Raw genomic sequence first — 21712 nt, forward strand, 5'->3', positions numbered from 1 at the left:
CTGACCAGTACTAATCGGTCGAGGGCTTGATTTAAGCAGAGAGTTAGGTTTGCGCGATATAAAGAGCGCAAAGCTATACGAATCGCTTATGCGACGGTTACGAAGTCGGGAGACTGAGTAAATGTCGCTATGGCGTAGGGAGCGTCCCAAGAACACGAGCGAAAGTGAAGTGTGATTGGCAGACGTTGACTGCTAAGGTATTTCGCAACTAATTTGCAAAAGAGTTTCTTCTGTCTAGTTTTGAGTGAGCAAAAGTTTACTCAAGTATGCGGTGATGATGCCCGGACGGTTCCACCTGTTCCCATTCCGAACACAGCAGTTAAGCGTCCGCAGGCCGAGGGTACTTCGTTGGAGACGACGTGGGAGAGTAGGTAGTTGCCGCAAAGATAAGCTCGTGAGAAATCACGGGCTTTTTTGTTTTGTCGTCAGCGGTTTTTCCTTTCAATTGTAGTTTTCCTTTGAAAAACAGGGAAATACGACCTCTTGCAATATTGAGCGCACAGGACTATAATAGCGGTCAACTTAGGCAGCGTTTATTTTTGACGGTCTAGGTGCCGGTTTTTATATAGACTTTGAAGGGAGGCCTTCTCTATGATTTTGGATCGTTTGGAATATCTGCCGCTCGGCAGCTTCCAATACAAGCTCCTCGCCGTTACGGGACTTGGCTGGCTGTTCGATGCGATGGATACGGGGCTTATCGCCTTTGTTCTGCCCGTGCTCGCGCGGGAATGGTCGCTTTCGCCCGCGCAGACCGGATGGATCGGGTCGATTGGACTCATCGGTATGGCGCTTGGCGCCGTGCTTGCGGGGACGATTGCGGATCGTATCGGCCGTAAACAGGTGTTTACGCTCACGGTTTTGCTGTACAGTATTTCGACGGGGCTTTGTGCAATCGCATGGAATTATGAATCGCTGCTTGTTTTTCGCTTTCTTGTCGGATTTGGGCTCGGCGGAGAGCTGCCGGTCGCGGCGACGCTCATGAGCGAATACGCACCGGCACATCTGCGCGGTCGTTTCATTGTACTGCTGGAGAGTTTTTGGGCGCTTGGATGGCTCGCGGCGGCGTGTATCGCGTATTTGCTGATTCCGGTGTACGGTTGGCAGGCGGCGTTTGTCATTGGCACATTGCCCGCGCTATACGTATTCGTTCTGCGTCTGCATATGCCGGAGTCAGTTCGCTATCTGCTCTCGAAAGGCCGCGTGGATGAGGCAAAAGAGATCATTCGCGCGATTGAGCGTCAGCTGAAGCTGCCGGAAAAACCCTTCCTCGATCAGCTTGCGCCGCAGACGGTGCAGGCAGAGACAGTCGAGACGCCCGGATTCCCGGCGCTCTGGGCGAAGGGGATGCGGCAGCGGACGATCATGCTGTGGTGCGCGTGGTTCGGCATTGTGTTCAGCTACTACGGCATCTTTATGTGGCTGCCGTCCATCGTCTATGCACAGGGCTTCGAGATTGTCAAGACGTTTGAATATGTTCTCGTGATGACGCTCGCGCAGCTGCCCGGCTACTATGCGGCGGCATGGCTGGTCGATGTGATTGGACGCCGCTATACGCTCGGTCTTTTCCTCTTGATGAGCGGCGTGTGCAGTTTCTTCTTCGGCAACGCGGGCAGTGTCACGGCGCTCCTCATGTGGGGCGCGGCGATGAGTTTCTTCAATCTCGGTGCGTGGGGCGTTATTTATACCTATACGCCGGAGCAATATCCGACGTCGATGCGTGCGCTCGGCAGCGGCTGGGCGGCCGGATTCGGCCGCATCGGCGGCATGATTGCGCCGATGCTTGTCGGCGTCATGATCGCGCAGTCGTTTCCAATGCAAAATATCTTTTTAATGTTTGCGTCGGTTTTTGTGCTGATTTCCGCCACGGTTGTCCTGCTTGGCAAGGAGAGCAAGCAGCGGACGCTTGAGGAGTTGGAGCATTCGCTCGGTTAATTATCTTGCCTGCCGGCTCTATCCTGCCGCATGAAAAAACTAGCGAAAAATTTCCGTCTGTGCTACAATAGAGCGAATCAACTCTATTGCAGTACAGATTTTTTTTGAGGTGACATTTTGCGAAAGAATTTGAAGCGCTTTCTTGCGGCGTCTCTTTTTGCGTTTTCTTTGAACTTTGCTGCGCCGAGCGTCCATGCGATGCCTCCGATTCTTCCCTATGAGGAAGTGACGGAGGGGATGCAGGGGACTGCGTACACTGTGCTTGATACGTCGGGTGAGATTCGTACGTTTCCGATTGAGATCATTGGGCGCATGGAGAGCGGTAAAGGCTCTCAGCGGATGATCATGGCGCGGACAAGCGGTGATTTTATTGAGCATGTCGGCGGCGTTCTGCAAGGGATGAGCGGCAGCCCCATCTATGTGGACGGTCGTCTTATCGGCGCGCTTGCGGCAGGGCTGAAAGATCTCAGTCCTTATACTTTTTTCATTACGCCGATTGAGGACATGACGCCTCTTTGGGATATGCCCGATACGAAGAATCAAACACGGATTCAGACGGTGAATATTGTCGAGGCGGTTGAGGCGCGCCGGAAAGCAGAGGAAAAGGAAAAACTGCGTGCGCGCGAAAAGGCTGTTGGAAAGATGTCGCGTGCGGAGCGTGAGGCAGAGTGGCGCGATATGATCGATGCGCTCACCGGTAAGAAGGCGGACGATACAAAAGGTACAGAGGAGACCTCCGAAGGAACAAACGAAGCGCCTGAAGAGAACACGCCGGCACAGAGCGAGACAGCAAAGCAGGGCAAGACGGAGGAGAAGGCGTATTTCTTTACGCGTGGATTTAATGCGGCGGGGCTGCGTTATTTGGAAAAGAACCTGCCCGCCGGGACGACGTTCATTCCTCTCGGTACGACGGGAGACAGCGGTAAGATACATACGCGCTACGATGCGACGCTTGAGGGCGGTCAGCCAATCGGCGTTGCCGTTGTCTACGGTGATTTCAGCATCGGTGCGACGGGAACGGTTACGGCGGTCGACGGAAAAAAGGTCGTTGCCTTTGGGCACTCGTTCATGCATAAGGGAAATGTCAACTATTTCATGACGGATGCGGATGTCATCGGGACGATTGCGGGGCAGAGCAACGGCGTTAAGATTGCCAATATCGGCAGCGTGATCGGGCGCATCAGCCAGGATCGCGAGACCGGAGTAGCGGGGATGCTCGGCACGTTCCCGACGGCGGTGCCCGTGCGCATTCATGTGAAGGACGATGCGCTCGGCACAGAGGAGACATTCGGGGCGCAGATCGCCTATGACGAGGATTTTCTCCCTGTGCTCTCCAGCAGCATCGCCTATGCCGCAATGAGCAAAGTGTCGGATGCGCTCGGCAGCAGCACGGCGCGCATTCACTTTACGATTCGGACGAACGCCTACGAAAACGGAGTGTTTGAGCGGCGCAATATGTACTACAACACGGCGGATGTCGGGCAGATCGCAGTCACGGAGCTGCTGCAGGCGCTTGGGACAATCGTGACGAATGCGGAGAAGGAATCCGACATCGTCGATGTGGATGTGGACGTCGAGCTCACCGGTGACCGCCAGACGGCGCTGCTGGTCTCGGCTACCCCGGATAAAACGACTGTAAAGCCCGGGGAAACGGTGACGTTTCAAACGAAGATCCGTCCGTATCGAAAACCTGAGGAAACACTTTCCATCCCTTACAAAGTACCGAAAGATCAGGTACCCGGCACGCTGAACCTTGATATTCGCGGCGGGGGATTTGTCCCCGTATCGCCGCTTGCACTGCTTGCACAAGCAGGGCTTGAGGTGCCGGACGACGAAGAGCGGTTCAAGACGACGGAAGAAAAACTGCGCGATCTCGCGGAAACAGGGCAGAACAACGAGGTCATCATTGCGCCCGGTGCCGCACCCGCACCTGCTTCCGAGAAAGAGCTGAAAAAGCGTATCAAGGAAGCAGCCAAGGCATCGGCGCGCGCGGCGAAGAAAGAACAAACGCAGGGCGGTGTGAAGCTCCTCGCGGATGAGAAGAAGCGTGAGAAAAAAGAGAGATTCTTTGCGCCCTATGTGATCGAAAATGTCATACATGCAAGTCTCAAGGTAGAGGAATAGCCGCATAGGAGGAAAACGGCGAATGGAACAACTGGTCATTCATGGAGGGAGACCCTTGTGCGGACGCGTCAAGATCGGCGGGGCAAAGAACGCGGTTCTGCCCATCATTGCGGCGGCGCTGCTTGGCAGCCGCGGCGTATCGGTGCTGGACGATGTGCCTGCGCTTGAGGACGTCTATACGATTTCCGCTGTCTTACGTTCGCTTGGCGTCTCTGCCGACTATGCGGCGGCGGAGCATCGGTTAAAGATCGACGCCACGCGCATCGGTACGACATCAGCCCCCTATGAGCTCGTGCGCAAGATGCGCGCTTCCTTCCTCATCATGGGACCTCTGCTTGCGCGTGAGGGACGTGCGGAGATATCGCTCCCCGGCGGCTGTGCGATCGGCACGCGCCCCATCGACCTGCATCTCAAGGGCTTTGAGGCACTTGGCGCGCAGGTTGACATCACACAGGGCGCAATCCATGCGAGTGCACCGAACGGGCTGAAGGGCGCGAATATTTACTTTGACTTCCCGAGTGTCGGAGCGACGGAGAACGTCATGATGGCCGCGTCCTGCGCCGAGGGGCAGACAATTCTCGAAAATCCTGCGATGGAGCCCGAGATTGTTGACCTCGCGAACTATCTGAACGTCATGGGGGCGCACATCCGCGGCGCCGGGACGAACCGTATCAAGATCGACGGCGTACCGGGACTTTCGGCGGCGGACTATACCATCATCCCCGATCGTATCGAGGCGGGGACGTACATGGTAGCGGCAGCAATGACACGCGGCGACGTCTACATCGAGAATGCCATCAGCGAGCATCTGAAACCCGTCGTGGCAAAACTCCAAGAGGCCGGGGCGATGATCGAGGAGAGCATCGAGGGCATCCGCGTCCGGGCGGAGCAGCCTATGCGGGCGATCGATCTGAAGACGATGCCATACCCGGGGTTCCCGACAGATATGCAGGCGCAGTTCATGGCGATGCTTGCCGTCGCGGAGGGGACAAGCACGGTGACGGAGACCGTCTTTGAGAACCGGTTCATGCACGTCGAGGAACTCGTGCGTATGGGTGCACAGATTCGCGTGGACGGCCGCACGGCGACCGTGGAGGGCACGGCGGCGCTGCACGGTGCTCCCGTGCGTGCGACTGATCTGCGCGCAGGTGCGGCGATGGTGCTCGCGGGACTCGTCACCGAGGGCGAGACGCGCGTCGGATATATCCATCATATCGATCGCGGCTACGACGATCTCGTGGCAAAACTCGTCGCGCTCGGTGCGGATATTGAGAGACGCGAAGCGGAATGGACAGAATAATAAAAAGTTCTTGCATAAATATGATTTATGCGATAAAATTAAGTGACAATGACCGATTGAGGAGGAATGAATCATGAAACACATCAAGACGGTCAACAAGCCGACGATGCAGTCCACGCTCTACACGGGCGGCTGCGGCGAGTGTCAGGCATCCTGCCAGTCCGCCTGCAAGACTTCGTGCACAGTAGGCAATCAGCCCTGCGCGAAGTAAGTTTGTCGGCAATTCGCCCTTCTCTCCTCAGAGAAGGGCTTTTTCTGTGTCAACCCGGATGAGCAATAAAGGAGAAATAATGAAAGTCCGAACGCATAAGTTCAAGCAGAACGGTATGCATATCCTCGTCGATGTCAACAGCGGCGCTGTCCACGTCATCGACGAGATGATCTACGACATCATGGACGACTTCGACGGGACGAACGACGAGGCGGTCGCCGCACGTCTCGCGGGACGCTATCCTGCGGCGGAGCTGCGCGAGGCGCTCGGGGAGCTGCACGAGCTCATGGCAGCGGGGGCGCTCTTTGCTCCCGATATCGACGTGCCGCCGACGTTCAAGTCGCGCGGTCTTGTGAAATCCCTCTGTCTCATGGTCGCGCAGGACTGCAATCTGCGCTGCAAATACTGTTTCGGCGACGGCGGCAGCTACGGCGGGCACCGCGCAATCATGTCGCCCGAGGTCGGGCGCGCGGCGGTCGATTTCATCATCAATGGCTGCGGCCCGCGCAAACACTGTGAGATCGATTTCTTTGGCGGCGAGCCGTTGATGAATCTGCGCACGGTCAAGGAAGTGACGGAGTATGTACGTAAACGCGAGCAGGAATCCGGCAAGGAGTTCAAGCTGACGCTCACGACGAACGGGATGCTCCTCTCGGATAAAAATATCGCGTGGCTGAACGACAATAACATCTCCGTCGTCCTCTCCTCGGACGGGCGGCGCGAGGTGCATGACAGTATGCGCCCCGACTCTGCCGGACAGGGCACGTACGACATCGTGATGCGCAACTTCCGCAAACTCGTCGAGGCACGCGGGGGCAACGACTATTATTTGCGCGGCACCTATACGCGCGAGAACCTCGACTTTACGAAGGACGTGCTCGCACTGAACGAGGCGGGGTTTGATATCCTCTCGATGGAGCCCGTCGTACTGAAGGACAGCCCGCTCGGCTTTACCGAGGAGGATCTGCCGCGCATCTATGAGGAGTATGACCGCCTGACGGAGACCTATCTGAACCGCGTGCGCGAGGGGAAGGGGTTCTTCTTCTTCCATTTCAACATGGATCTCAATCACGGCCCCTGCGTCGCGAAACGCCTTGCGGGCTGCGGCGCGGGGCACGAATACTATGCCGTCGCCGAGAACGGTGACCTCTACCCCTGCCATCAGTTTGTCGGGCGCGAGGGCTACCGGCTCGGCTCGGTATTCACGGGCGTTGAGAGCATGGAGCTCCCGACGTATTTCCGCAATTCTCACGTCCTCAATAAGCCGCTCTGCCGTGACTGCTGGGCGCGGTTCTATTGCAGCGGCGGCTGCCATGCGAACGCTGACCTCTTCCACGGCGATATTCGCCACCCGTATGAGGTGGGCTGCGAGATTCAGAAGAAACGCCTTGAGTGTGCGATTTTAGTGCAGGCGGTGTTGGCGCTGGAAAAGGAAGAGGCGGCGGAAGAGACGCCTGTCAGTATGGCGTGACGACATGATGCGGGATTTTGGCGCCTAGCGTCGTTATTCGTCGAATACTTCGCTCGTATTCTCCTCATGCCTAGCCATGCATCCAAACTGCCGCGTCACTCAGGTTACGGCGGCGTGACTTAGCGCCAAACATTGTTCCGCCTGTGCGATGTGATATGCTGCCTAAATAAAAACTTCACCTAAATTTAAGTTTTCCAACGCTCCATCCGATATATTCGGTGGAGCATTTTGTTTGCTCACATATCAAGAGGAGGTGATGCGATGAGAATTGCAGGCGAGCTGACGGCGCCGGTCGGGCAGGGAAGCAGGGGAACCCGGCACGGACGAAGTGCGATAGGCGGCAGCGAGGCGTCGTTTGCACAGGTACTCGAAGGGGAAAAACGGCGCGTCCGGTTCTCGCAGCACGCGGAAGAGCGGCTGCAAAGACGCGGCGTGATGCTCACAAACAGCGAGCTCGAGAAGCTCGGCAGTACGATTGACCGCATGAGGGAAAAGGGCGCAAGGGAAGCTCTTATCTACATGAAGGACAGTACCGCAATGGTCGTCTCCGTGACGAACCGCACCGTGATTACGGCGCTTGATGACGTAACCGCGGCAGACAGTATATTTACGAATATTGACAGTGCAGCCATTATCTGAAAAAGCCGGACCTACGGGAAGCTTTTGACCGCGCTCGACTAGTGCGGTCAGCATGGAGACACTGTGAAAAACACATGTCTCTATTTTGGCGCGCAGGATACCATGGGGGACTGCGCACTATATCAGGATAACGGCTCTTCCTTTGCACTGTCACATACGCAAAGGAGAGATTCATTATGATGCGTTCCATGTTCTCGGGCGTTTCCGGGCTGAAGGGTCATCAGACCCGCATGGATGTCATTGGCAACAACATTGCAAACGTCAACACGACGGGCTTCAAGGCGAGCCGCGTGACGTTTGCGGATATGATTTCGCAGAACCTTTCGGGCGCGTCCGCACCGCAGGGCACGATCGGCGGCGTGAACCCGAAGCAGATCGGTCTCGGCATGTCGGTTGCGAGCACCGACCTCCTCTATACGAACGGCTCCGTGCAGTCCACGGGCAAGAACACGGACATCGCTATCTCGCGCGGCGACGGGCTTTTCGTCGTCTCGCGCGGCGAGCAGAAATACTACACGCGCAACGGCGCGTTCGAGTTCGACGCCGCGGGCAATCTGACCATCCCGAGCACGGGGCTCTATGTGCAGGGCTATATGGCGACGGACGGCAGGGTGACGCCTGCGGGGGAGAATACGACAAAAATCAATATCCCTGCGGGGAAATCCATGGAAGCCGCGACGACGGCAACCGCGTCCTATACGAAGAACCTCAACGCGAGCACAACGGGCTACGAGGTGGCAAATACGCTCGTGCGCTACGCAGACGGCACATCGGAGACGGTCGCGAACTATGTCCCCGAGGAAAAAGGGAAGTATTCCCTGACGCTCAGCACGGGAGAGAAAGTCCTGCTCGACAGCTCCGCCGCGCATCCGTTCACCGCAGGCGGCGCCGTTACGGGTAAGGCGCTCTATAAGTCCAAAATTTCTAATATCACGGCAAGCGCAACAGGAACAGTTGATCTGAAGATGGATGTGGACTCCACAAACTCGTCCAGCCCGGTCAGCGTAAACGGTGCGACAACCGGCATTGTTCGTACCGGCTTGACGACGGGGACTTACACCTATGGCGGTAACTACACGATCAGCGGTAAGATCACGGCAGCGACGACAGTCACGGTTAGTGGAAAAACCTATGTAGACTTGACACTCGATGCGAACGACAACAACCTCACCGACCTGCGCGGGCTTCCTGCAGACGTCGGGCGGTCTCACTGTCATGCTGAAGTATGCGGAGAAGTTTCTCCGGAACAATCCGAAGCATGTCACGATCCTTGCGCCGCTGACAACGTGGTTCCTCACGGTGCTTTGCGGCACGGGACATGTCGTCTATACGATGTTCCCGATCATCTACGACATCGCCATCAAGCAGGGTATCCGTCCGGAGCGTCCGATGGCGGTGGCATCCGTTGCTTCACAGATGGCAATCTGTGCGTCGCCGGTCTCGGTCGCGGTCGTATCGCTCGTCGCGTTCCTCTCAGCGTCGGGGCATGAGTTTACGGTGTTCCAAGTACTCTCCGTGTCGATCCCGGCGACGTTCTGCGGTGTCCTTTTTGCGGCGCTGTGGAGCTATCGCCGCGGCAAGGATCTTGAGGACGACGAGCGCTTCCAGGAGTTCATCCGCGACCCGGAGAACAAGCAGTATGTCTACGGCGACTCCGAGACGCTGCTCGACAAGGAGCTGCCGAAGGAATACTACCGTGCGATGTATATTTTCTTCGCCGGCATCATCGCGATTGCCGTGCTCGGCAACTTCCCCGAACTCCTGCCGAAATTTGCGGCAAAGGAGGGAGCGGCGCCGAAGCCCATCTCGATGGTTGTGGTCATTCAGATGGTCATGCTGCTCGTGGGCGCTGTGATCCTCATTACCTGCAAAATGAAGGCAAAGGATGTCGGCAATTCGCAGGTGTTCCGCTCGGGCGTTGTCGCGCTCGTCTCCGTCTACGGCGTCGCGTGGATGGCGGATACCTACTTTATGAACCATATCGCGTTCCTCAAGCAGTTCCTCGGCACCGCGGTGCAGACCTATCCGTGGGCATATGCGGTGCTCGCCTTCCTCACGTCGAAGCTCGTGAATTCGCAGGGCGCGGCAATCGCGATCGTGGTGCCGATGGCGATCAACGTGGGGATGGATCCCGTGATGATTCTGTCGTTTGTGTCGGCGTGTTACGGCTACTTCTTCCTGCCGACGTATCCATCCGACCTTGCGTGCATCGGGTTTGACCGCTCGGGCACGACGCGCATCGGCAAGTACATCCTGAACCACTCGTTCATGATTCCGGGCCTCATCGGCGTCAGCTCGGGCTGCTGCGTCGGGTATGTCGTCGCGCATCTGCTGTTCTGAACTCTTTTATGAATGAAAACTTCCGCAGAGGTTATGTCTCTGCGGTGGTTTTTTTTATGCCCATATGTTATACTGTAACCGGAAGAGCTGTGAGGTGATTCTGTGCGTATTGTGATGTATCGGAAAAGTGACGGTACAAGTCCTGTGCAAGAGTTCATCGCTTCACTCGACGATAAAATGCAGGCAAAAGTAATCCGTGCGATCGATATGTTAGAACAACGAGGAAGTCAGCTCCGTGTGCCGATATCGAAAGAACTAGACGAAGGGATTTTCGAACTTCGTATTTCACTTGCAGGCAATGCAACGCGCATTTTGTATTTCTTTGTGATTGGCAATATGGCAGTACTGACCAACGGGTTCATCAAGAAAACAATGAAGACACCTCGATATGAAATCGAACGGGCAAAACGGTATCGTGCCGAATATTTAAAAAGGGGGCAACTATAATGCAAGCCGGTGTCGACTGGATGGAATTTCGTGAAGAGCTTTTGAAAAATCCTAAAGTGAAGAGAGAATACGATGCTCTTGAGGATTGGTACCGGGAAGAGCTTGCCCGTCAGCGGGTGGCAGACGCTGTGCAGGGGACATCCGTGCCTCCCACTGCAAAAACAAGTGCCGCACCGACAGCTTGTCTCTGATGTCATAAATATGTAAAAAACTCCCGAGGCGTCGGCGCTTCGGGAGTTTTGATATGCATATTGTATGTTGTGCCGATTCAGAGTATACTATGCTCGGCACTGCGGCTGAGGATGTCCTTGCTGAAATCGATGAAGGACTGCGCTGCACGCGAGATGTAACGGTCACGTTTCCATGCGAGACCGACATCGACGTGTGTTGGCGTTGCGAGCGGGATCGCGCGGATCCCGGGGACATCGCGGACGACCATGTCGAGCAGGAATGCGATGCCGACGCCGCTTGCGACGAGTCCCATGATGGTGACGACCTGATTGGACTCGAGGACAATGTTCGGCGTGATGTCCGCTGTTTTCATCTTTTGCAGCATGATCTGCCGGAGGAAGGAGCCTTCCTTGAGCATGATGAGGCTGCTGTCCTCGATGTCCTGCATCGTGATCGCCTTGCGCGCGGCGAGCGGGCTGTCCTCCTGTACACAGCAGACAATCTGACTGCGTGCCATAGGCAGGAGCCGCAGATTGGGCGCGGCTTCGGGGATGATGATGATGCCAAAGTCCAGCTCATCGCGCTCGAGCTGTTCACGGATGGCAACGGAGCCTTCCTCGTGGAGGTAGACGTCCAGATGGGAATAGCGGCGCTGGAAACTCGAAAAAATCTTCGGGAAGAGATAGGCGCCCATCATCGGCGGGATGCCGATCTTGATCGTCCCCTTTTGCAGCTGCTTGTAGTCGTTGACTTCAAGCACTGCGTCTTGGATGCTGCGGAGCGCGACTTCGACGCGTCCGAGGAAGACAGCACCTTCGGGGGTGAGGGAGAGCTGTTTCTGACTCCGATCAAAGAGTTGGATGCCAAGCTCGCTTTCCAGTTTCTTGATGGCAACGGTGATGTTCGGCTGAGAAACGCGAAGGCGTTCGGCGGCACGCGTGATGTTTTTCAAGCGGCTTGCCATTTGGAAATACTCCAACTGCCGTAGTTCCATAAGACCATCCTCCTAATAATTATTTTTTATATGGCTTCTATTATACCATACTTTCAATGAATATATGGTTCTATAATGTAAATTTATTGAAAAATTTTCGGGAATTTTTGAGAGTTTTTTTAAAAACCAGGTAGGATTTTCGCGGGGTTTATGGAATAATATAGGAAGATGTGGACGTGTGTCTCCTTTTTGCTGTATGGGGCAGCCGTGAGAATGCGCGTCCGGCGACCGAGAGAAATGGATTGGGGGCTTTTGCGTTGGAAAAATCAACGGTCATCGGGATCATCATGGGTATCATCTCGATCTTTGTTGGTATGATCCTAAAAGGAGCGCCGCTTTCGGCACTGAACAACCCGGCGGCGTTCCTTATCATTATCGGCGGCACGTTCTCGTGTCTCTTTATCGGGTTCCGCATGGAACAGCTGGGGAACTTTGTCAATCTGATTAAGAAGACATGCCAGGTGCCGCAGCTCCAGGAAAAGGGACAGCTGGTACAGCAATTCATCGAGCTGTCGCAGATCGCGCGCCGCGAAGGTATCCTCGCACTTGAGAGCAAGGCGCAGGAGATAGAGGATCCGTTCTTCCGCACGGGTCTCGGTATGGTCATCGACGGTATGGATCCCGATTTCGTCGGCGACGTGCTCGACGCGGAGCTTGCCATCATGCAGGAACGTCATGCCGAAGGGCGCTCGATGTTCACGCAGGCAGGCACCTATGCGCCGACACTGGGCGTTCTCGGCGCCGTTGTCGGTCTGATCGCGGCACTCGGAAACCTCAACGATATTGATAAGCTCGGTCACTCCATTGCCGCGGCGTTCGTCGCGACGATTCTCGGTATCTTCACCGGATACGTTTTGTGGATGCCGTTTGCAAACAAGCTCAAGATCATGTCCGAACAGGAAGTCAGTCAAAAACGCATGATCATTGAGGGCATTCTTTCGCTGCAGGCAGGCGATTCGCCGACGGCGATTGAGGCAAAGCTCATGGTCTTTATCCCGCAGACGGAGCGTGAGGCGCTGAAGGGAGAGGGCTGATATGGCGCGTAAAAAACATGCGAAGCCGCATGAGGAGGAAGCGGGCGAGGCTTGGCTGCTGCCCTATTCCGATCTGATGACGCTGCTCTTGGCGCTCTTTATCGCACTCTTTGCGATGTCCCAAACGGACGCGTCGAAGATGCAGGCGCTCGCGCAGGCGTTTACAGCGGCGTTCAATATGGGCGGGCCGTCGTTCTTCTCCGGCATGGGCCCGTCGACATCGCAGACTGCGCCGTCGATCAGCGGCAATGACAACGGCAACGGCGCCTATATGAAGGAGAATGAGAACCTCTCGGAGGCGCAGGAGAAGCTCGAACAATACATCAAGGAACATGATCTGCAGGATCAGGTGAGCACGGAGCTCTCCGAGGACGGTTTGATGATCCGCCTGAAGGAGAAAGCGCTGTTCGACTCCGGTTCTGCGGCTCTCCAAGGGCAGGCGGAGCAGATTGTGCCCGTGATTGCGGCGCTCCTTACCTCGCTGCCGGAGCGCGTGACGATCTCCGGGCATACGGACAATGTCCCCATTGCAACGTCTCAGTTCCCGTCGAACTGGGAGCTGAGTTCCGCGCGTGCGGTGAGTCTCATGCGCGGTCTGATGGGAGCGCAGCCCTCGCTGAATCCGGCGCGGTTCAGCGCGCTCGGTTACAGTGAGTATCGTCCGATCGCGAGCAACGATACGGAGGAGGGGCGTGCGCAGAATCGCCGCGTCGAGGTGTTCATTGCACGCAGTATGCGCTTTAGCCAAGAGGATTCAAGTACATCCTCAGACGGCAAGGTCGTGTCGAATGCAAATGCGCCGTCAACGTCCATGCCAAAATCGGCGGCAGGAGAACCGTCGGCGAATATGAGCGTGGGAACCGCACCGATGGGCGCGGAGCAGCGTCCGACGCAGACGACGCCGGGCGTTGTTCCGGCTCCCCTGCAGCACTGATCGTGCAGGGGAAATACAAAGAGAGATTGAAAGGGGCTGTTGCGGGGGCAATGGCTCCTTTTTGTATCATGAATCGGCAGAGGTGGATATCCCATGATCCTAGGTGTTGGCAGCGATATCATTCATATTCCGCGCATTGCGAAGGCGATTGAGAATCCGCGTTTTGCGGCGCGGGTCTATACGGCAGGAGAAATCGCTTATGCGCGGGGGCGAGGTGCAGGCGCCGCCGCGAGTTTCGCCGCACGGTTCGCAGGCAAAGAAGCGGTGATGAAAGCATTCGGCACAGGGCTGCGCAACGGAACGCTGCTCGATATCGAGATCCTGCCCGATGCGCTCGGCGCGCCGCAGGCGGGGCTCACAGGCGGTTTTGCAGCGCGCGCGGCGGCAATGAGTGTCACACGCGTATGGATCACGCTCAGTCATGAAAAAGAATATGCGACGGCATATTGTGTTTTGGAGGGATCATTATGAATATCGCATTTGCATCGGATATGCGGACGATTGACGAACGCGTTGTCGGGGAGTACGGTCTCCCGGCACTTGCTCTCATGGAGAATGCGGGACGGCGCACAGCGGAGGAAACGGTGTCTCTCATCGGAAGCGCACGAGGGAAGTCCGTCTGCGTCTTTGCGGGCGGCGGCAACAACGGCGGCGATGCCTTTGCTGCCGCACGGCATCTGATGAATATGGGCGCGCGCGTGAAGCTGTTTTTTACCGGAAATGAGGAGCGTCTTGGCGATGCGGCGCGCGCGATGCACGATGCCGTCCGGGCGATGGGCGTGGAGGTGCGCCCGCTTGAAAGTGATCGAGACTGGGATCGCCTGCGCGTTGCGCTGCGCTTTGCAGACGGCGTTGTGGACGGCATCCTCGGCACGGGTGTGCAGGGGGAACTTCGCAAGCCTGTGATCCGTCTCATTGAGGAGATGAATGCGGCCGGGAAAAAGACGCTCTCCATCGATGTGCCGAGCGGCGTGGAGGCGGATACGGGGCGGATTGTTTCGCTTGCGGTACAGGCACATCGGACGCTTGCGCTTGGACTGCCGAAAGTTGGGCATTTCATCGAGCAGGGCGCAAATTATACCGGAGAGCTGCTTGTGGACGATATCGGCATTCCGCGGGCGCTTCTCACGGGCGAGAGTCTGCGTCAGTCGCTCATCACGCAGGAAACGGTGACGAAACTGCTGCCGGTGCGCCGCCGCGATGTGCATAAGGGAGACTGTGGGCGCATCCTTATCCTCGCGGGATCGGTCGGTATGACAGGCGCGGCGGCGATGGCGGCAGAGGCGGCACTGCGCATCGGCGCAGGGCTTGTGACACTTGCCGTACCGGAGCGGATCTATGAGATCCTTGCGGCGAAACTGAACGAGGTCATGGTTGTGCCGATCCCGGACGAAGGCATGGGCTATTTCGGCGGCATGGAGGCGCTGCAAAAATCTCTCTCGCTTGCGGCGTCGGCAGATGCCGTGCTGATCGGTCCGGGGCTTGGTCGTGCGGCAGAGACGGCGGAGTTCGTTCGGCTCTTTGCCGCGGATGTGAAGGCTCCACTCGTGATGGATGCGGATGCAATTTGGGCATTTTCGGGTCAGCTCACGGCGCTCCGGGATCTGCCGCAGGTGCCGATCCTCACGCCGCATATCGGGGAGTTCGCCCATCTCCTTGGAAAATCTGCGGAGGAGGTGCGTGCGAACCTCCTGCAGACGGCGCGGAATGCGGCGCGCGACTGCCAGGCAGTCTTTGTGGTGAAGAGCGAGTGTACGATTGTCGTCTATCCGGACGGGGACGCGTTCTTTACGACCTGCGGCAACCCGGGCATGGCGACGGCAGGGAGCGGCGACGTGCTCGCAGGGACGATTGCGGGGCTGATGCGCCAGATGGAAAGCGGTATGACACCGATCGCCGGTGTATATCTGCACGGGCGTGCGGGGGATCTCACCTACGAACGCAAAGGAAACGGACTGATGGCACGCGATATTCTGATGAAGCTTCCGAAAGCACGCAAGGAGTTGACAAGATAAACGCGCGGTACTATGATAAGGAATACATTTTGAACGGGAGCGCGTTCTCGTGCACTCCCCATAGGAAAGAGGCGTCTATTTATGGCAAAGGCGGATATTGACTGGGAGCATCTCGAGTTTTCCTACCGCGCTCTGCCGCAGCGCTATGTGGCGCATTATGCGGACGGAAAATGGGATGAGGGAGGTCTTTCCTCCGAGGCGACGGTTGCGATCAGCGAATGTGCGGGCATTCTGCAATACTGTCAGGAGGTTTTCGAAGGGTTGAAGGCGTATGAGACCGTTGACGGACACATCGTTGCGTTCCGCCCGGATCTCAACGCGGAGCGCATGTACGATTCGGCGGCATATCTTGAGATGCCGTCCTTTCCGAAAGAGCGCTTCCTCACGGCGGTTGACGCGGTGGTCAAGGCGAACCGCGACTATGTGCCCCCGTACGGCTCGGATGCATCGCTTTATCTGCGTCCCTTCATGTTCGCATCGGGCGAGGTGATCGGGGTAAAGCCGGCGGATGCGTATGAGTTTCGGCTCTTCGGCACGCCCGTGGGGGCTTATTTTAAGGGCGGGGTAAAGTCCGTACGGCTCTGCGTGAGCGCGTTTGACCGTGCGGCACCGCACGGGACGGGGCACATCAAGGCGGGGCTGAACTACGCGATGAGTCTCCATGCCTATATGACAGCACATGCGGCGGGATTCGACGAGAATATGTTCCTTGATGCGGCGACGCGCACCTATGTCGAGGAGACCGGCGGTGCGAATTTCCTCTTCGTCACGGGAGACGGAACGATCGTGACGCCGAAATCAGATTCCATTCTGCCGTCGATCACGCGCCGCTCTCTCGTCTATATCGCCGAGCATATCCTCGGGATGAAGGTGGAGCACCGCCCTGTGCCGTTTGCAGAGCTCCCGTCGTTCGCCGAGTGCGGACTTTGCGGGACGGCGGCGGTCATCTCGCCCGTCGGCTCGGTGACACACGGCAACCGCGTGATCGTGTTCCCGGACAGTTCCGATCATATGGGACCGGTGCTGCAAAAGCTGTACGATACGCTGCGCGGTATCCAGCTCGGCATCGTGCCTGCGCCCGAGGGATGGATCCGTAAAATTTGTTAAGCAACGGGATTGCCGCCATTGCGCCCAAACATATTGGGCAGGGGCGGCAGTCCCAAATTTTTTTGAAAAGAAAAGAAAGACAAAAAGGATTTTGGGCGGTCTCAGAGAATTTCTTAAATATAGCATCGATTCGGATTTGTATGCGCAGATTCGCGGGGGAAGGCGGGGGCGCATGGAAACGGGAGAGACGGAGAGGAACGTTTAACGCTTGGGGGTTCATATGCCGTTTGATTTTACGATGCCGACGCAGTTTCGCGGCATCCTGTCGACCATCACACCGCTCGATGTACTCGATATTCTCATCGTGGCGGTCATTCTCTACCGCGTCTATATTATGCTCGAGGATACCCGTGCCATTACGCTTGGCAAGGGTATCCTTGTACTGCTCGGCATCACGGTGGTGGCGAGCTGGTTTGATCTGCATGTCATCTCATGGCTGCTGCAAAAATCGGTGACGCTGCTCTTTGTCGCGCTGCCCATCGTCTTTCAGCCGGAGCTGCGCCGCGCGCTCGAACATCTCGGTCAGGGGCGCTTCCTCGGTGCGGGAGGGCTTCTCGACGATGAGGAGGCGCAGAGTACGATTCGCGAGATCCGGAATGCCGTGAAGATCCTTTCGACCAATAAAATCGGCGCGCTGCTCGTCATTGAGCGAAATATGGGACTGAACGACATCAGCGCAACGGGGATACAGATTGACGGGCTCATCACCTCGGATTTTCTTATCAACGTGTTTATTCCGAATACGCCGCTCCATGACGGCGCGGCGGTTATTCGCGGGAAGCGGCTCATCGCTGCGGGCTGTCTCCTGCCGCTGACGGAGAACCGTACACTCTCGAGCGAGCTCGGCACGCGCCACCGTGCCGCGATCGGGCTTTCAGAGCAGTGCGACGCGCTCATCGTCGTTGTCAGCGAGGAGACGGGAACGATCTCGATCGCTGAGAACGGGAGGATCCACCGGCATCTGGATGAGGATCAGCTTACGCATATTCTCACACCCGCTTTTGCCTACAGCGCGCGCTCGTCGATCTTTGAACTGGTTCGGGGCTGGAGGAAGAAATGATGAACGCTCTGCGAGATATAGTGCAGCACAATTTGCTCGTGAAAATCTGTGCGCTCGTCATTGCCATTTTGCTTTGGCTCTATGTGATGAACGATCAAAATCCGGCGATCGAGGGCAGCTATTCGATTCCCGTATCCATGGCGGATGCGCCCGACGGGTATCGTATGCATGCCTCCGCCGAAACGGTAACGATCCGTGTGCGTGCGCCGCGTTCGGCGTTTGTCGCGGCGGATCGCGGCGATTTCCATGCCAAGCTGAATTTCGCGGACTACGCGGAGGGAGATAAAAATTATCCGGTGGAGACGACGATCCCATACGGGTTTGAGCTCATCAGCACGTCGCCCGATAAAATTACGGTCTCTCTTGATCGTATCGTGCAGAAGTCGTTTAAGGTGGATGTGATGACGAGCGGCACGCCGGCAAGCGGCGTCGCCGTAGACAAGATTTCACAGACCGTTGCGGCGGCGACAGTCGAAGGGCCGCGCTCCGAGGTGGATCGTGTCACACGCATCGTGGCGCATGTGAATCTCGGCGGGCAGGGGCAGGATTTTTCCGTGGCAGCACCGCTTCTTGCGATGAACAGCGACGGGCGCGAGTCCTCCGAGGTCGTCGTCTCGCCGAGTCAAACGGAGATTGCCGTCAAGCTTGCGCGCGGTCTCACGCGCAAGGTGGTGGAGATCAAGGTCAAGGCGCAGAGCGATCTCTCGCCGAACCTGAAGCTCGAAAGCATCACCGCCGCGCCGACGCGCATCGAGATTGCAGGCGCAGAAGACGTGCTCAAATCCATCACGAGCATCGATACGGAGGAGATCTCGCTCGCGGATGTCAAGGAAAACGAGACACGCCGCGTGCAGCTCCGTCTGCCCGCGGGGGTTACGGTGACGGATCCGAATGTGACCGTAGAGATTAAGGTCGGAGCGATGAGATGATCCGCATCAAAAATCTGCGCGTTCCCTACGATGCAGCGCAGCCCCTCGCAATGCTTGCGGCAGAGAGGCTTTCCCTGCCGGTTCAAGCGGTGCGCGGGGGGTTTGTCGTTCATAAGGCGCTTGACGCACGCCGTTACCGCGGCGCGCCGATCGTGTGGGTCTATATGCTCGACGTGCAGGTGGAGGACGAGCGCGCCGTTCTTCGGAAACACAGAAAAGATAAGGATATTGCTCCTGCGCGGGATGAGAATCCTATGGAGCTCTTGCCGCCGGGCATTTTTACGGCACGCAGCGTGCATCGCCCCGTCGTTGTGGGATTTGGTCCCGCGGGTATCTTTGCCGCGTGGGTGCTTGCACAAGCGGGGGCGGCGCCGATTGTCCTCGAACGCGGGCGCGACGTCGACCGCCGTACGCAGGACGTGGCGGTGTTTTGGAAAACGGGGCGGCTCGATCCGCTGTCCAACGTGCAGTTCGGCGAGGGAGGCGCGGGGACGTTCTCCGACGGGAAGCTCACGGCACGCAGCAGCGATCCGCGGATGCGTGCCATCATCGAGGCCTTTATCGCGGCGGGCGCACCCGAGGAAATCCGTGTGCTCCAAAAACCGCACATCGGGACGGACATCCTGCGCACGGTCGTGAAAAATCTGCGCGTCGAAATCATACGATGCGGCGGCACAGTACGATTTGAGACGCAGGTGACAGGTGTTGAGCGAAAGGACGGACGCATTGCGGCTGTCGTCGTGAACGAAGCGGAGCGCATCCCCGCGGACGCGGTATTCCTCGGCATCGGGCATTCGGCACGCGATACCTATGCGATGCTCCGGGCGGCGGGGCTTGCCATGACGGCAAAGCCGTTCGCCGTCGGCGTGCGCATCGAGCATCCGCAAGCGTTTATCGATCGGATGCAGTACGGCGCGGCGGACTATGAACTGCTGCCCGCCGCCGACTATGCGCTGACCTACCGCGACGATACGGCCGGACGCGGCGTCTACTCGTTCTGCATGTGCCCGGGCGGCATGGTGGTCGCGGCGGCATCGGAACAGGGAATGCTCGCGACGAACGGCATGAGCAATTACCGCCGCAACTCCGGGACGGCGAACAGTGCGCTTCTCGTGCAGGTAAGTCCTGCGGATTGGAACGGCGACGTGCTCGGCGGTATCCGATTGCAGCGTGAACTTGAACGTAGTGCGTTCCGTGCGGGCGGCGGCGATTATTGCGCCCCTGTGCAGTCCGTCGGGGATTTCCTCGCGGGGCGGACGGGGACGCGTGACTTTGCCGTCGTGCCGACCTATGCGCCGGGCGTGCGCCCCGCCGATCTGCATGAGGTACTGCCCGCGTTCGCCGCAGGCGCGCTTGCGCGCGCACTCGTACATTGGGAGCGGCGCATCCCGGGCTTTGGCGCGGCGGACATTCCCCTGACGGGCGTTGAGTCACGCTCTTCCGCGCCCTGTCGCATCCTGCGCGATGCACGGACGATGCAGGCGGAGGGGACGGCAGGGCTGTACCCGATCGGCGAGGGGGCGGGCTACGCGGGCGGCATCATGAGCGCGGCGCTCGATGGAATGAAAGCCGCGCTTGCTTTTTTGACGCAGATACAGTAGATTATGGAAGAGCAATCATAACCTGAGAATAAGGGGCTGTTAATGTTGAGATTATTTGGGACGGACGGCGTGCGCGGCGAGGCAAATACGGAGCTGTCACCGGAGCTGGCATATCGGCTCGGGCGCGCGGCGACGCTTTACTTCGGCTCGCATGAAGAGGCGCGTCCGCGCATCCTGATTGGTCGGGATACGCGCATCTCGGGCGAGATGTTCGAGGCGGCGCTCACGGCGGGCATCTGCTCGGCGGGCGGCGTTGCGATCCTTGCGGGCATTGTCCCGACGCCTGCCATCGCCTACCTCGCGCGCAAGCATAGGACGCAGGCGGGCATTGTGATCTCGGCGTCGCACAATCCGTTCGGCGACAACGGCATCAAGTTCTTTGGCGGCGACGGCTATAAGCTCCCGGATGCAGTGGAGGACGAACTCGAGGCGCTCGTTCGGCGGATCGAAGCGGGCGACGACGCAGCGCGTCCTACAGGGCGGCATGTCGGTACGGTAGAGCGCCGGCACGATCTCGTCAATCAATATGTGGACTATGTCGTCGGCACCTGCCCGCAGCGGCTCGACGGCATGAAGATCGTACTCGACTGCGCGAACGGCGCGGCATATGAGGCAATGCCGAAGGTGCTGCGCGCGCTCGGCGCGGAGCTTAAGGTCATTCATGCGCTCCCGAACGGTGTCAACATCAACGACAACTGCGGCTCGACACATTTGGACTCCCTGCGCCGTACGGTGCTCGAAACAGGCGCGGACATCGGCATCGCCCACGACGGCGACGCGGATCGCTGTCTCTGTCTCGATGAAACAGGGGCGCTCATCGACGGCGACCACATCCTTGTGGCGTGCGCGGGAGAGATGCTGCGTGCCGGGAGACTTCCGCATAAGACCGTGGTCTCAACGGTCATGGCGAATATCGGATTTCATAAGGCAATCGAGGCGCTCGGCGGGCACGTCGAGGTGACGCAGGTCGGCGACCGCTATGTGCTCGAGGCGATGCGCCGCAGCGGCTATACCATCGGCGGCGAGCAGTCGGGGCACATCATTTTTGCCGACTACGGCACGACGGGCGACGGCCTCGTGACGGCGCTGCAGGTGCTTGCAGCGCTCAAACGCAGCGGGGAAAAGGCATCCGAGCTGAATGCGCTCATGACGACCTATCCGCAGCTCCTCGTCAACGTGCGGGTAAAGACAAAGGAAGGCTGGTCGGAGAACACGGCGATCCGCGCGGCGATCCGTGCGGGAGAGGAACGCCTCGGCGCGGACGGGCGCGTGCTCGTGCGCCCCTCGGGGACGGAGCCGCTCATCCGCGTGATGGCGGAGGGGACGGATCAAAAACAGCTTGAGGAGATCTGCGGCGCGATCGCAGATGTTGTATTGCGGGAGCAGGGGGAGGCGTAATGCAT

18 protein-coding genes, 1 rRNA gene and 2 pseudogenes are annotated in these 21712 nt (G+C 58.0%); 20 read left to right on the forward strand and 1 reads right to left on the reverse strand.

What is annotated here, in order from left to right; all coding sequences use genetic code 11:
• The first annotated feature begins 267 nt into the window (after positions 1 to 267).
• The 11 genes and pseudogenes from rrf to HMPREF1147_RS02795 all read left to right on the forward strand — a co-directional run bounded on the left by rrf (position 268) and on the right by HMPREF1147_RS02795 (position 10655).
• Positions 268 to 384, forward strand: a 5S ribosomal RNA gene (gene rrf / locus HMPREF1147_RS02750).
• Between the two features lie 207 nt (positions 385 to 591).
• On the forward strand, positions 592 to 1932 hold the full coding sequence (locus tag HMPREF1147_RS02755; protein WP_009657701.1) for an MFS transporter: 1341 nt from the start codon (positions 592 to 594) through the stop codon (positions 1930 to 1932).
• A 198-nt stretch (positions 1933 to 2130) separates the two neighbouring features.
• On the forward strand, positions 2131 to 4056 hold the full coding sequence (locus HMPREF1147_RS02760) for a SpoIVB peptidase S55 domain-containing protein (RefSeq protein ID WP_232208042.1): 1926 nt from the start codon (positions 2131 to 2133) through the stop codon (positions 4054 to 4056).
• A 22-nt stretch (positions 4057 to 4078) separates the two neighbouring features.
• Complete coding sequence (murA, locus tag HMPREF1147_RS02765) at positions 4079 to 5356, forward strand: UDP-N-acetylglucosamine 1-carboxyvinyltransferase (RefSeq protein ID WP_009349282.1); 1278 nt, start codon at positions 4079 to 4081, stop codon at positions 5354 to 5356.
• Positions 5357 to 5429: 73 nt separating this feature from the next.
• Complete coding sequence (scfA, locus tag HMPREF1147_RS11565; RefSeq protein ID WP_006691237.1) at positions 5430 to 5567, forward strand: six-cysteine ranthipeptide SCIFF; 138 nt, start codon at positions 5430 to 5432, stop codon at positions 5565 to 5567.
• 79 nt (positions 5568 to 5646) lie between these two features.
• Positions 5647 to 7038 (forward strand): thioether cross-link-forming SCIFF peptide maturase, encoded by a 1392-nt coding sequence (scfB, locus tag HMPREF1147_RS02770; protein ID WP_009657624.1) that lies wholly within the window; start codon positions 5647 to 5649, stop codon positions 7036 to 7038.
• 261 nt (positions 7039 to 7299) lie between these two features.
• A complete protein-coding gene (locus HMPREF1147_RS02775) occupies positions 7300 to 7677 on the forward strand; it encodes a TIGR02530 family flagellar biosynthesis protein (RefSeq protein WP_009657657.1) in 378 nt (125 codons plus the stop codon).
• A 176-nt stretch (positions 7678 to 7853) separates the two neighbouring features.
• A pseudogene (locus HMPREF1147_RS02780) lies at positions 7854 to 8846 on the forward strand (flagellar hook-basal body complex protein); the annotation flags it as partial.
• 4 nt (positions 8847 to 8850) lie between these two features.
• Positions 8851 to 10017, forward strand: a pseudogene (locus HMPREF1147_RS02785) (anaerobic C4-dicarboxylate transporter); the annotation flags it as partial.
• 102 nt (positions 10018 to 10119) lie between these two features.
• Positions 10120 to 10464, forward strand: coding sequence for a type II toxin-antitoxin system RelE/ParE family toxin (locus HMPREF1147_RS02790; RefSeq protein WP_009657678.1), 345 nt, complete (start codon positions 10120 to 10122; stop codon positions 10462 to 10464).
• Positions 10464 to 10655, forward strand: coding sequence for a hypothetical protein (locus HMPREF1147_RS02795; protein ID WP_009657627.1), 192 nt, complete (start codon positions 10464 to 10466; stop codon positions 10653 to 10655). Before HMPREF1147_RS02790 ends, HMPREF1147_RS02795 begins: the two co-directional genes overlap by 1 nt.
• Positions 10656 to 10732: 77 nt before the next feature.
• On the opposite strand, the gene HMPREF1147_RS02800 is transcribed toward HMPREF1147_RS02795, so the two are convergent.
• On the reverse strand, positions 10733 to 11629 hold the full coding sequence (locus HMPREF1147_RS02800) for a LysR family transcriptional regulator (RefSeq protein ID WP_009349274.1): 897 nt from the start codon (positions 11627 to 11629) through the stop codon (positions 10733 to 10735).
• Positions 11630 to 11871: 242 nt separating this feature from the next.
• Here HMPREF1147_RS02800 and motA point away from each other — a divergent pair, with 242 nt between their 5' ends.
• The 9 genes from motA to glmM all read left to right on the forward strand — a co-directional run bounded on the left by motA (position 11872) and on the right by glmM (position 21707).
• Entirely contained in the window at positions 11872 to 12663 is a 792-nt protein-coding gene (gene motA / locus HMPREF1147_RS02805; protein WP_026762147.1) for a flagellar motor stator protein MotA, read from the forward strand.
• Between the two features lies 1 nt (position 12664).
• Entirely contained in the window at positions 12665 to 13597 is a 933-nt protein-coding gene (locus HMPREF1147_RS02810) for a flagellar motor protein MotB (RefSeq protein ID WP_009349272.1), read from the forward strand.
• 93 nt (positions 13598 to 13690) lie between these two features.
• Positions 13691 to 14068, forward strand: coding sequence for a holo-ACP synthase (gene acpS / locus HMPREF1147_RS02815; RefSeq protein WP_009657635.1), 378 nt, complete (start codon positions 13691 to 13693; stop codon positions 14066 to 14068).
• The gene (locus HMPREF1147_RS02820) at positions 14065 to 15612 is read left to right on the forward strand and encodes a bifunctional ADP-dependent NAD(P)H-hydrate dehydratase/NAD(P)H-hydrate epimerase (protein ID WP_009657683.1); all 1548 of its coding nucleotides are present in this window, start codon (positions 14065 to 14067) and stop codon (positions 15610 to 15612) included. Before acpS ends, HMPREF1147_RS02820 begins: the two co-directional genes overlap by 4 nt.
• An 81-nt stretch (positions 15613 to 15693) precedes the next feature.
• Positions 15694 to 16719, forward strand: a complete 1026-nt coding sequence (locus tag HMPREF1147_RS02825) for a branched-chain amino acid aminotransferase (protein WP_009657640.1) — start codon at positions 15694 to 15696, stop codon at positions 16717 to 16719.
• Positions 16720 to 16939: 220 nt separating this feature from the next.
• Positions 16940 to 17779, forward strand: a complete 840-nt coding sequence (gene cdaA, locus HMPREF1147_RS02830) for a diadenylate cyclase CdaA (protein ID WP_009349267.1) — start codon at positions 16940 to 16942, stop codon at positions 17777 to 17779.
• The gene (locus HMPREF1147_RS02835) at positions 17776 to 18708 is read left to right on the forward strand and encodes a CdaR family protein (protein WP_026762143.1); all 933 of its coding nucleotides are present in this window, start codon (positions 17776 to 17778) and stop codon (positions 18706 to 18708) included. The genes cdaA and HMPREF1147_RS02835 overlap by 4 nt, the downstream gene beginning before the upstream one ends.
• Positions 18705 to 20309 carry an NAD(P)/FAD-dependent oxidoreductase gene (locus HMPREF1147_RS02840; protein WP_009657643.1) on the forward strand — a complete coding sequence of 535 codons (1605 nt, stop codon included), beginning with the start codon at positions 18705 to 18707 and terminating at the stop codon, positions 20307 to 20309. Before HMPREF1147_RS02835 ends, HMPREF1147_RS02840 begins: the two co-directional genes overlap by 4 nt.
• Positions 20310 to 20351: 42 nt before the next feature.
• Positions 20352 to 21707: a phosphoglucosamine mutase gene (glmM, locus tag HMPREF1147_RS02845; protein WP_009657704.1), complete on the forward strand. Its 1356-nt coding sequence runs from the start codon at positions 20352 to 20354 to the stop codon at positions 21705 to 21707.
• Positions 21708 to 21712 lie beyond the last annotated feature (5 nt).

The sequence above is a fragment of the Selenomonas sp. FOBRC9 genome (assembly GCF_000287655.1).
In the GTDB taxonomy this organism is placed as follows: Bacteria; Bacillota; Negativicutes; order Selenomonadales; family Selenomonadaceae; genus Centipeda; species Centipeda artemidis.

Excerpts from the sequence above, each read along its gene's own strand:
- HMPREF1147_RS02755 (WP_009657701.1), top strand. The coding sequence starts at position 592 with ATGATTTTGGATCGTTTGGAATATCTGCCGCTCGGCAGCTTCCAATAC.
- HMPREF1147_RS02760 (WP_232208042.1), top strand. The coding sequence starts at position 2,131 with ATGCCTCCGATTCTTCCCTATGAGGAAGTGACGGAGGGGATGCAGGGG.
- murA (WP_009349282.1), top strand. The coding sequence starts at position 4,079 with ATGGAACAACTGGTCATTCATGGAGGGAGACCCTTGTGCGGACGCGTC.
- scfA (WP_006691237.1), top strand. The coding sequence starts at position 5,430 with ATGAAACACATCAAGACGGTCAACAAGCCGACGATGCAGTCCACGCTC.
- scfB (WP_009657624.1), top strand. The coding sequence starts at position 5,647 with ATGAAAGTCCGAACGCATAAGTTCAAGCAGAACGGTATGCATATCCTC.
- HMPREF1147_RS02775 (WP_009657657.1), top strand. The coding sequence starts at position 7,300 with ATGAGAATTGCAGGCGAGCTGACGGCGCCGGTCGGGCAGGGAAGCAGG.
- HMPREF1147_RS02795 (WP_009657627.1), top strand. The coding sequence starts at position 10,464 with ATGCAAGCCGGTGTCGACTGGATGGAATTTCGTGAAGAGCTTTTGAAA.
- HMPREF1147_RS02800 (WP_009349274.1), bottom strand. The coding sequence starts at position 11,629 with ATGGAACTACGGCAGTTGGAGTATTTCCAAATGGCAAGCCGCTTGAAA.
- HMPREF1147_RS02810 (WP_009349272.1), top strand. The coding sequence starts at position 12,665 with ATGGCGCGTAAAAAACATGCGAAGCCGCATGAGGAGGAAGCGGGCGAG.
- acpS (WP_009657635.1), top strand. The coding sequence starts at position 13,691 with ATGATCCTAGGTGTTGGCAGCGATATCATTCATATTCCGCGCATTGCG.
- HMPREF1147_RS02820 (WP_009657683.1), top strand. The coding sequence starts at position 14,065 with ATGAATATCGCATTTGCATCGGATATGCGGACGATTGACGAACGCGTT.
- HMPREF1147_RS02825 (WP_009657640.1), top strand. The coding sequence starts at position 15,694 with ATGGCAAAGGCGGATATTGACTGGGAGCATCTCGAGTTTTCCTACCGC.
- cdaA (WP_009349267.1), top strand. The coding sequence starts at position 16,940 with ATGCCGTTTGATTTTACGATGCCGACGCAGTTTCGCGGCATCCTGTCG.
- HMPREF1147_RS02835 (WP_026762143.1), top strand. The coding sequence starts at position 17,776 with ATGATGAACGCTCTGCGAGATATAGTGCAGCACAATTTGCTCGTGAAA.
- HMPREF1147_RS02840 (WP_009657643.1), top strand. The coding sequence starts at position 18,705 with ATGATCCGCATCAAAAATCTGCGCGTTCCCTACGATGCAGCGCAGCCC.
- glmM (WP_009657704.1), top strand. The coding sequence starts at position 20,352 with ATGTTGAGATTATTTGGGACGGACGGCGTGCGCGGCGAGGCAAATACG.